A 10,463-nucleotide genomic window follows, 5' to 3' on the forward strand; every position below is an offset into this window, starting at 1 on the left:
TGCCATTTCAGTCGATGTGTGCTGCGTCCTAGTAGACGTACTTGAAGTCGACGCCCCACATTTGCGGATCGGTCAGGCCGACAAATGCCGTGCCCTGTGTTCCGACAGTGATATTGTTGATGCCGGACACGTAGCGATTGTCGAACACGTTCTTCACGAACGCGCCAACCTGGTAACGGCCGCTTTCAGCTGTCCAGAAGGCCCGGATATCCGTGCGCTCCTGTGATTCGCCTACGGAGAATGAGGCATAGGTGGCGCAAGAGCCCTGCCCGTCGGATTCTGCGTTACAGCGGCGCTCGCCCGTATAGGCATGTGAAGCGGAGAATTCGATCTCTCCATTGCCTTGCAGGTCGAGCACATATTGCCCGCCGAAGGCGAAGGACCATTCAGGCTCGCCCGTTGGCGAACCGGACAGGTCGATACCGGAACGAGTCACGCGATCCTTGTAAAGGACGTTGATGTACTGGACGTTCCCGAAGAAGGAGAGGGCGTCGGTGGGTCCCCACTCGACCTGCAGGTCGACGCCTGAGGCTTCCTCATCGCTGGTCTCCACCACATATTGCGAAACGTTCGAGCCGTTCACGCCGCTGACAAGGCTGATCGCCTGTTTGTCATTATATGTATACTGAAAGACAGAGGCGTTGATAAGAAGGCCCGCCGACGGGAAGGTCGACTTGATGCCGGCCTCGTAGTTGGTCACGTCCTCGTTGTTGAAGCGTGAGGCCTGCTCGACGCTGTTGAAGCCGCCCGCCTTGTAGCCCTTGGCGTAGGAGGCAAAGAGCAGGATATTGTCGGCCAGCTTGTAGTCGACAACGAAACGTGGGCTGACGTTCGACCAATCGTCGTTCAGTTCACACGTGACACCTTCGGCCACCGTGACGCCATTGTCGCAAGGCACGCCGGCCAAGCCCGACATGTCAAAGACGAGGTCGAATTGGAAGTCTTCCGGCGAGGCGCCGACAAGGCCCAGAATGCCCGCTTCTTCGAGTGCCGCCAGCGTGGCATCGAGCTCCGGCGCAACGCGCGGACCATTCAGCCATGAGAAGGATTTTTCATCCTTGGTATAGCGCACGCCGCCCGTGAGGCTGAGCTTGTCCGTTACTTCCCAGATGACGTCGGCAAAGGCCGCATAGGCCTTGAAGTCACCATGGTTGATCATGTCCTCGCGCCAGCCATTACCCAAGAGGCGGGCGTCGATGCCAAAAGGAATGAGGACGAAATTGTCGATATCGGAGAAGGGCGTGCCGAGACCAAGGTTTCCGAGCGCGGTGTTAATCGTATCGGTATAGGCGAACGTGTTGCTGCGCTGATCGGCGCTTTCATCGTAGTAGCTGGCGCCGACGACCCAGTTCAGCGGGCCGGTCTCGCCGGTCGCGCGGAATTCCTGATAGAAGCTTTCATTGCTCTCGACATTCTCCGTATCGAAATAAAGGTCGATACGGTTCGTGCCGTCTTCGTCTTCGCGGTTGTTGGTATCAAATGTCCGGTAAGCGGTGGTCGATGCCAGGGTAAATGATCCAAAGTCATGTGTAATCGCAAGATCAATCTCGTCGAGTTCACGCGCTTCGCTGTTGTTGATCACATCGTTGCGGACCTGGGCATTGAAGGGATTGAGATAGGCCGTCTCGTCGACAGGATAGGCCGGCTGGCCGGGCGCATCGGGAACGTTGACGATGCCGATGGCGGGACGGGCATCCTGATCCAGCTCGTCATGCGTATAGGTCAGGATCGCGCGGGTGTCGGGTGTGAGATCCCAGCGCAGCGCGCCCTTGATGGCCCAGTTGTCCTCGCGGCCGAGATCCTGGCCGGTGGCGGCGTCGGTGTAGATGCCGTCGCGCTTGTTCATTACGCCGTTGAGGCGGATGGCCACCTTGTCGTTGACGGGCAGGTTCAGCAGGGCTTCGACGCGCTGCTTGTTGTATTCGCCGGCGCGGACGCCGAGTTCGGCCTCGAACTTGTCGCTGGGCTTGCGGGTGGTGATGGAGACGGCCCCGGCGGCGCTGTTGCGTCCGAACAATGTCCCCTGCGGGCCCTTGATGACCTCGATGCGCTCGACGTCGTTGAAGGCCAGCAGCGATGCGCCGGTGCGGGCGGCATAGACGCCATCGACATAGATGCCGACGGCCGGATCGGTGCCGACGCCGAAGTCGGACGTCTGGATGCCGCGGATCTTGTATTTCGGCTGTGTCGGGCTGCCGTCGGAGACTTCGAGGCCCGGAACGAAGGCGTCGATATCGCCCATATTGTCAGCCGCAAGCGTCGACAGGGCGTCTGCGGAGAGAACCTGAAGCGTGATCGGCACTTCCTGCAGGTTCTGCTCGCGCTGCTGGGCAGTGACGAGGACAGTGTCCATCTTGCGCTCGCTGTCGGGCGCCTCTTCCTGCGCATAAGCGGATGCCATTCCCAGGGCAACCATGCCCGCGCTGGTGAGCAGTGCGAGCCGTGCCGTTTTCATTCCAAAGCTATTCTTGTTCATTTCTATTCCCCGGTGTTTGCGTCACAGTGACCCCCTGCGACTGCATTGTTATCTTGATAAAGCGGACTATGTATTCATCTTGCGGGCGGCGATAAAGCGGCCTTTTGGTACATTCCTTGATAAGCGTTTCCTGTTCTTCTCCGTTGAATCTCGCTCGGTAAAAGCAAAGCAGAAATTTCCATGGCTCTGAGAGATTCCTTTGAAATCGGTCCGCTCAAGACGCGTGAAGATCCGCCGCAGGCGCGGGCGCGGCAAAGGGCGAATACGATCCTCAGGGCGGCGGCAGAATTCCTGCGCACGCATGCGGTCAACGAGCTGACCACGACGCTGATCGCCGAAGAGGCGTCCATCCCGGTCAGCTCGGTCTATCGCTATTTCCCGACCGTGGACCTGATTGTTGACGAACTGTACCTTCAGGTCACGGAACAGATTGATGCGAAGCTGTTCGAAGTGCTGCTGGATACGGAAACGCATACCGACTGGCGGACGCGACTGGGCGCGGTGATGGACGTTGTGCGCGAGTATTTCAACCTGCATCCGTATTACCGCAAGCTGCTTCAGGCCATATTGATACGCACGGGCGGCCTCGCGCTTGATATTGCCAAGCAGGACTCGATCACGCTGCACCTGGCCGAATACTGGGGCGCGGGCGGGGATAATTTCAAGGGTGGCGATCCGATGATAACGGCTCAGATCACGATGCAGGTGTTCCTGTCGGTCGAAAGCATTCTTGTCAGCCAGGCGGCTGAGGAAATGGCTGACAGCTATTTCGAGGCGTTGAAACTCAACCTCGAAAGCTATCTTGCCAATTTCCTGAGCGACTAACCGGCGCATGAGCCATCCATATTCTGGATCCATTCGCGGATAAGCGCGACGCCTTCGTCATGCCTGAGTGACCGGCCGAGTTCCGGCATCATGGCGCCGGGATCAGTTGAATTGAGGCGATACATCAACACCGAATGATCCGGATTGCCGGGGACGATATCGAAGGGCAGGTTTCCCGTGCCGCCGCCGGCCGCGATGGGCAGCTTGCAGCGGCCTGAGGCCTCACCGAGGGCGATGTCCTGTGTCAGGTAGAGGCCGGACGTATCGGCCGCGCCGTCGCGGTTGTGGCAGTGGGAACAATTGATGTCGAGATAGGCGCGGGCGCGCTCGTTGAGGGGCAGAGCCTCGTCTTTCCAGTCGGCATTGCGGGGCGTCTTGTCTGGCGCGGGCGCGTCTTTCAGGTAGCCGATCATGGCGAGATATTCGAGCTGGTTCGTTTCGCCATCGCCATGGTCGAAGAGTTTGTTGAGGTGGCGCGGTCGGACACCGAGCGGGGCGATGACGCGCGTCGTATTGTTCAGCGCGTGGCAGCCGGCACACTGGTTCGTGTTGGGCACGACATAGGTGAAATCGCTTTCCTGTCCTTTGTCGTCGACAAGGGTCATGTCGCGATAGGCGCCGATCTTGGTAAGCTTGGCATCCGTCTGATCGTCGTTCCAGACATAGGAGATGGCCTCCCATGCCTTCTCGCGTCGGACCAGGAGACGTGTTTCCACCAGGTCCACCGATGCCAGATCGTCAAGGACGGGTTCGACTTTTCCGGGCGTGTCATTGGCCTGCAGGATGCGCGTACGATCGCCGGTCTGTTCGCCGGACGCGCGGGGATAGTAGAATGTCTTGCTGATGATCGTTCCGACCGGGAAGTCTGGATAGTCATTGTCGCGATAGGCTGCGGCCTTGCCATCGGGCACATAGATGGTGCGCAGCTTGTGGGCATAGTCCGTGAAGAGCGGCGTGTTCAGGTCATAGGGCACGACGCCCTTGCTGAGGCGCAGGGCGCCTTTCGATGCGGTGACGACGCCCCATTCGCTGAGGAGCGCGGGGTTATTGTCCGGATAGAAATGCACGGCCGCCGTTGCCGGCTTGCCTTGCGCGCCACAGGCCGTGAACACACAAAGCAAGCCGGCAACCAGAAAGCCATTCAAACGATTCAAATGCATGAATCTAGCGCTCGCGGTTCAACTCGATGGCTGGCAGTTTCTCTAGCGTGCACTTGTGTTCGTCTGTCACGAGTGCAGGTGCCGCGTACTTGTTTTGTGCATCGGCATTCAGCATTTCGGCGTCGCCATTATCGACACAGATACGCAGGTCATCCGGCAGTTTGCCGTCTACCATCTTGGCCGGATCGACATAGCCGTCCCACAGGACGTCAGGGAAGCTGCCGTCTTCGCCGAACAGGGCCACGCGTGCGGCTTCCAGACCGGCTCTGTCAGGCGCATTGCCGCCGCCGGAGAACGTGTTGCCGTAGATGAAGATGCTTTCAGGATACGGGTCGAACGTGTCGCTCTTTTCGTCATCGGAATAGCCGGTTTCGAAGAGGCTGGAGATGATCACGTTGGAGGTCTTGTTGTCGGAAATCTCGTTGTTGAAGATTTCGACCTTGTCGTTCGAGTTGACGATCACGCCTGTACCGGCAGGAACGCTGGCGACCGGTGTGCCGGCGTGGCCGAAATTGCCGAGATTGTTGGCAAAGACCTTGTTGTCATAGACGCGGGTCGTCGAGCCTGCCTGCTTCAGGGCGGGCATGTTAAAGACGAGGATGCCGCCCGTATTGTTCGTGGCGACGTTCTCGTAGACATCGGCGCCAATCGTGTTTTCGATCTCGATACCGGCGACATTGTATTCGGCGCGGTTGCGGCGGACGACGACGTTCTTGGACTGGCCGACATAGATGCCGGCATCAGAGGCGCCGATGGCAACGTTGTCTTCCATCAGCACATTGGTCGTCTGGACGGGATAGATGCCGTAGGCGCCGTTTTCCGTTTTTGGCCCATTGGTCCATTCGGTGCGGATACGACGGATGGTGATGTTGTTACCTTCGTTGACCTTCAGGGCATCGCCCTTGGCATCTTCGATGGCCAGGTCTTCAATCGTGAAGTCGCTGGCTGTCACCAGCAGGCCTTCGGCGCCCGCGATCTGGTCGGAAAAGCTGAGGACCGACTTGTCCATGCCCTTGCCGCGAATCGTCACGCCGTTGACCGTCAGGCTGAGGCCGCGCTTGAAGGAGAGCTTGCCTTCAGGAACTTCGATGACATCGCCGGCCTTGGCGTCGATCAGCTGCTGCATCAGCGTATCCTCGGCGCTGAGCTGTTCTGTCGGGGATTCAGGCTTGGGTGTGTTCTGGCCGCAGGCGGCGATCATTGCCGCCAGACATACGCCGATCAGGTGCTTTGATGTCATCAATGTTTCCTCCATTTGCGCCATCCGAACCTTAGAATTCTGGTGCTGTCTAGCGCTTGAAGCGAAAAAACAGAAAAAAATTCTGTTTTTGAGGTTTTCTGCTCATGAGACGCAGTGCCGGTGGAAAAAGCGAGCTGGGGAACCTCTTCTGCAAGATCATACGTAAATACAGACCTGTAGCGGCGGCGACGCATTGGGGCGTTTATTAACTGTGCAAGATTCTTCAAGCGTAAACGAGGTGTGAACGATTTAGAGTGAATTGATGGGCTCTCGCGTTCCTGAACGCGCTGATCCTCCCTGCATTCAGAAGGCCAATATCATGACCGGCACATCTCGTTCCTCTGCTTCGACCACTTCAGACGCCATCGCCCGCCAGATCGCCAGGGAACTGGGTGTCGCTGAACGTCAGGTATCTGCTGTCATGGCGCTGCTGGACGAAGGGGCAACGGTTCCCTTCATCGCGCGCTATCGCAAGGAGCGCACTGGGGGCCTCGACGATACGCAGCTGCGCGCCCTGACCGAGCGCCTGGAATACCTGACGGAACTGGCCAGCCGCCGTGAAACTGTGCTGAGCGCCATCCGCGAGCAGGACAAGCTGACCCCCGCGCTGGAGCGCGAGATCATGGCGGCCGAGACCAAGGTCGCGCTTGAAGACCTCTATGCCCCCTACAAAATCAAGCGCCGCACCAAGGCCACCATTGCGCGCGAAGCCGGACTTGAGCCGCTGGCCGACCGTCTGCTGGCCAATCCTGCGCTGCTGCCGACGGCTGAGGCCAAGGCCTTCGTCTCGTCCAAGAAAGGCGTTGCTGACCAGGAAGCCGCGCTCGAAGGCGCCCGCGAAATTATCGTGGAGAAAATGGCGGAAGCCCCCAGGCTTGTCGGCAAAATCCGCGAGACGGTCTGGAGCAGCGGCAAGCTTGGTTCGGCGCTGGTCAAGGGCAAGGAAGAAGCAGGCGCGAAGTTTGCCGACTATTTCGATTTCGATGAGCCGATCAATGCCATGCCATCGCACCGGGCGCTGGCGCTGCTGCGCGGGCAGAAAGAGGGCGTGCTGCGGGTCAAGCTGGCCGTGCCGCATGACGAGACGCGCGATCATCCGGCCATACGTGAAATCTGCCAGGAATTCGGGATCGCCACCAAGGGCCGCCCCGGCGACTCATGGCTGAAGGAGACCGCGCAGGCCGCGTGGAAGGGCAAGCTGGAGCCATCGAGTTCACGCGAGTCGATCACGCGCCTGAAGGAACTGGCCGACAAGGACGCGATCCGCATCTTCTCGCGCAACATGCATGACCTGCTGATGGCGGCGCCGGCCGGACCGAAAGTGGTCATGGGCATCGATCCGGGTATTCGCACGGGCTGCAAGGTGGCTGTCGTGGACGCCACGGGCAAGCTGCTGGATACGGCGACGATCTATCCGCATGAGCCGAAGCGCGACTGGGCGGGCTCGCTCGCGACGCTTGCGGCGATCTGCAAGAAGCACAAGGTCGAACTGGTCAGCGTGGGCAATGGCACGGCCGGGCGCGAGACGGACAAACTGGTGGCGGAACTCTCTGACAAGCTGCCGGACCTGAACCTGACGCGCCTGATGGTGTCGGAAGCGGGCGCCTCGGTCTATTCGGCGTCCGAGCTTGCGGCGAAGGAGTTCCCGAATCTTGACGTCAGCATCCGAGGCGCAGTTTCCATCGCGCGCCGCCTGCAGGATCCGCTGGCGGAACTCGTGAAGATCGAACCCAAGGCCATTGGCGTCGGCCAGTACCAGCATGATGTTGACCAGGCGGCGTTGTCGCGGTCGCTGGATGCCGTTGTTGAGACCTGCGTGAATGCGGTGGGCGTGGACGTGAACACTGCCTCGGCCTCGTTGCTCGCGCGTGTGGCTGGTCTCAATGCGACGATAGCTGCCAACATCGTGGCGTACCGCGATGCCAACGGGCCGTTCAGGACACGGAGCGAACTCAAGAAAGTGCCGCGCCTTGGGCCCAAGGCGTTTGAGCAGGCGGCGGGCTTCCTGCGCATCTCAAAGGGCAAGAACCCGCTGGATGGCTCGTCCGTTCACCCGGAGGCCTATCCCGTCGTCGAGCGCATCGCCAAGAAGACCGGGCGCAAGCTTGAGGCGCTGATTGGCGACAAGGCCTTCCTCTCCAAGCTGAAGCCGGAAGAGTTCGCCGATGCGATCTTTGGTGTACCAACCGTGAAAGACATCCTGGTCGAACTTGAAAAGCCGGGCCGCGACCCGCGCCCGGAATTCCGGACGGCGACGTTCAAGGACGGCGTCGAGAAAGTGACTGACCTCAAGCCCGGCATGCGGCTGGAAGGCGTTGTCACCAATGTCACGGCGTTCGGCGCTTTCGTTGATATCGGCGTTCACCAGGACGGGCTCGTGCACGTGTCGGAACTGTCGGACACGTTCGTGAAGGATCCCCACACTGTGGTCAGCACGGGGCAGGTGGTGAGTGTTTTGGTGCTGGACGTGGATGTGCAGCGCAAGCGTATCGGTCTCAGCCTCAAGCAGGCTGCGGGCCGGGCGCCGCGCAACCCATCGGGGGTCAAGACGGCCGCGCCCAAGGATACGCCGTCGTCCAGCCCGTTCGACGTCCTGTCATCCTTGCGCTGAGGCAATTTGAGTGCGCTGCGAAGGGCGTGGCGCACGCAGCCGTCTGGGGCAGTCTTAAACTCCGTCCATATGGCCGATTCGTAACTGGCGCTGCAGTGGGAGCGATCCTAGATTCCAGATCACAAAGGGTGAGGCCTGTTTGTCCATATCCGTGATTGGAGACTGCCGTGTTCTATCCGCAAATTCCCTCCCGCCAGACTGAAACACTCCGGCGCGGGCTGCCTAATTCGCCCATCGCTGCAGAACAGGTCGAGATCGTCCGGTTGCTTACGGATCCTGAAACATTCGGGGGCCATGCACCAGCTTATTTCGACACGGCGGTCTCGCACCTCTTCGTCAACGGAAGCCATCTTTATGTCCTTCGCAAGCCTATCGACGATGATGGCTTTCGCTGCGCCACGGTGAATGAACGCTGGGACTGGTGTGAAACGCAGTGCATGCGCGGTGTCAGCGGCTTTGGCGTTGTCGCCGCGCGGCCGCTTCCGATCGTGCGCCGGGAAGGGCGTCTGTGCCTGGGCGGTCCGGGAAGTATTCGCGACTGGGTTTTGAAAATTACCTGTGAATCGGTCACAGTAGATCCCGGATTCATTACGCTTCGGCGGGCTGCCTGAAGAGATAGACGGTATAGATTTTACGAATACTGGCTGGATTCCGGTAATGACGTGCCTTGCCTGCCCCGATATAGATGCGGCAGGCATGGCGTATGGCTCGTGCCCAATGGAAGGATGCGGGCATGCCGTCGGAGCGCCTGAACTGGGATAATCTCCGGGTCTTCATGGTCGTCGCGGAGCTGAGCAGCATGAAGGCCGCCTCCGTGCGCCTTGGCGAGTCACCTCCGACCATCGGGCGCAAGATTGACGACCTCGAAACAGAGCTGAACGTGCAGCTGCTCAACCGCTCCACCCGCGGCGTCGAGCTGACGGAGGCAGGCAAGAATGTCCTGGCACAGGCGAAGAAAATGGCCGATGCCGCTAATTATCTAAGGCGCCAGTCCAATGACAAGGGGCAACCAGCCGAGGGAACGGTCACGCTGGCGACGGGTGATGGGCTTGGGCCCTACTGGATCGCCCCGCGAATTCCGGAATTTCATCGCGCGAACCCGCGCATCCAGATCAAGATGAATGTTGTCGAGAAAGCGCCTGATGTCGGCGCCGGCGATGCCGATATCGCGATACAGTTCACAGAACCCAAGCAGCACGATGTGATCGCGCGGCGCATGGGAACGCTCCACTATATCAGCTTCGCCTCGCGCGAATATCTGGATGAGCATGGCGAGCCCAATAGCCTGTTCGAATATTTCAAGCACCGCTCCATCCTGCATCAGGCCTATGTGCACCAGATTGAACGCTGGGCACCCAAGATGTCAGAGCTGCGCAAGCTGGTGAGCTTCGCTTTCGTCACCAACTCTGCCAGCGCCATGATCGAGGTGTGCAAGAATGGCGGCGGCGTGGCCTTGCTGCCGTCCTATATCGGTACGGTGGAGCCGTCGCTGGTGCCGCTGGAATTGCCCGAGGTCGCGCCCATACAGTTCTGGCTGACCTATACCGAAAGGGTCTGGCGCCAGCCGAGTGGCCGCATTGTCATCGATTGGCTGAAAGACATGTTCGAAGCCGAAGACGCCTTCTGGTTCACAGAACACTTCGTGCATCCGAATCGCGCCCACACGCTCAAGCCGTACCTGAAGGCCGACGAATCAGCCGGCAGCTAGGGCTTTCAGCACGCGGGACATTGTCTCGAGTTTCTCGACCGATTTGGTGCGTTCGATCCAGTCATGGCATTCTGCCCGCACGCGCATGGCAGGGTCCTTGATCGTCGGATCATTGTCGCCCTCATCCTCGAAGAGGTCTGCGATAGGCACACGCAAAGCCTCGGCAACAGTCGACAGCATGCCGGCGCTCAGGCGGTTCGTGCCCGTCTCGTATTTCTGCAACTGTTGATGGCTAATGCCGAGTTCCGTGCCAAGCTCGGCCAAAGTGCGGTTCTGCGCGATGCGCAGGGCGCGAATTTTTTCACCTACTAGCTGATCCACACGCGTCGGTGCGCGCGAACTGGAGTGTCTTTGCTCGTGTTGCACGTTAAAGTTTCCTTTTCTGACACTCCATGCATTTCGCGCTAAGGATGTTAAAGCAAGGGCAGAGCTTACCAAAAATA

General features: G+C 59.5%; 8 protein-coding genes. 4 read left to right on the forward strand and 4 right to left on the reverse strand.

What is annotated here, in order from left to right:
* Nucleotides 1–28: 28 nt before the first annotated feature.
* Complete coding sequence (locus tag HY30_RS06325; RefSeq protein ID WP_034738254.1) at nt 29–2,476, reverse strand: TonB-dependent receptor; 2,448 nt, start codon at nt 2,474–2,476, stop codon at nt 29–31.
* 180 nt (nt 2,477–2,656) lie between these two features.
* Between HY30_RS06325 and HY30_RS06330 the strand changes: the two genes are divergently transcribed.
* Nucleotides 2,657–3,301, forward strand: a complete 645-nt coding sequence (locus HY30_RS06330) for a TetR/AcrR family transcriptional regulator (RefSeq protein ID WP_034738256.1) — start codon at nt 2,657–2,659, stop codon at nt 3,299–3,301.
* Here the strand turns inward: HY30_RS06330 and HY30_RS06335 are convergent.
* Together HY30_RS06335 and HY30_RS06340 are read right to left on the reverse strand one after the other, a co-directional pair.
* The gene (locus HY30_RS06335; RefSeq protein WP_034738257.1) at nt 3,298–4,461 is read right to left on the reverse strand and encodes an SO2930 family diheme c-type cytochrome; all 1,164 of its coding nucleotides are present in this window, start codon (nt 4,459–4,461) and stop codon (nt 3,298–3,300) included. The two genes, HY30_RS06330 and HY30_RS06335, sit on opposite strands and share 4 nt — an antisense overlap.
* Before the next feature lie 4 nt (nt 4,462–4,465).
* Nucleotides 4,466–5,701, reverse strand: coding sequence for a parallel beta-helix domain-containing protein (locus HY30_RS06340; RefSeq protein ID WP_034738259.1), 1,236 nt, complete (start codon nt 5,699–5,701; stop codon nt 4,466–4,468).
* Between the two features lie 319 nt (nt 5,702–6,020).
* On the opposite strand from HY30_RS06340, the gene HY30_RS06345 reads away from it, so the two are divergent.
* The 3 genes from HY30_RS06345 (at nt 6,021) to HY30_RS06355 (ending at nt 10,020) form a co-directional block, all read left to right on the forward strand.
* Entirely contained in the window at nt 6,021–8,312 is a 2,292-nt protein-coding gene (locus HY30_RS06345) for a Tex family protein (protein WP_051614996.1), read from the forward strand.
* 167 nt (nt 8,313–8,479) lie between these two features.
* Nucleotides 8,480–8,923 (forward strand): hypothetical protein, encoded by a 444-nt coding sequence (locus tag HY30_RS06350; protein WP_034738260.1) that lies wholly within the window; start codon nt 8,480–8,482, stop codon nt 8,921–8,923.
* A 92-nt stretch (nt 8,924–9,015) separates the two neighbouring features.
* The gene (locus tag HY30_RS06355) at nt 9,016–10,020 is read left to right on the forward strand and encodes a LysR family transcriptional regulator (protein ID WP_162176903.1); all 1,005 of its coding nucleotides are present in this window, start codon (nt 9,016–9,018) and stop codon (nt 10,018–10,020) included.
* On the opposite strand, the gene HY30_RS19120 is transcribed toward HY30_RS06355, so the two are convergent.
* Complete coding sequence (locus HY30_RS19120; RefSeq protein WP_162176904.1) at nt 10,006–10,386, reverse strand: helix-turn-helix domain-containing protein; 381 nt, start codon at nt 10,384–10,386, stop codon at nt 10,006–10,008. The two genes, HY30_RS06355 and HY30_RS19120, sit on opposite strands and share 15 nt — an antisense overlap.
* Nucleotides 10,387–10,463: the final 77 nt, after the last annotated feature.

The organism is Hyphomonas chukchiensis, assembly GCF_000682695.1.
Lineage (GTDB): Bacteria > Pseudomonadota > Alphaproteobacteria > Caulobacterales > Hyphomonadaceae > Hyphomonas > Hyphomonas chukchiensis.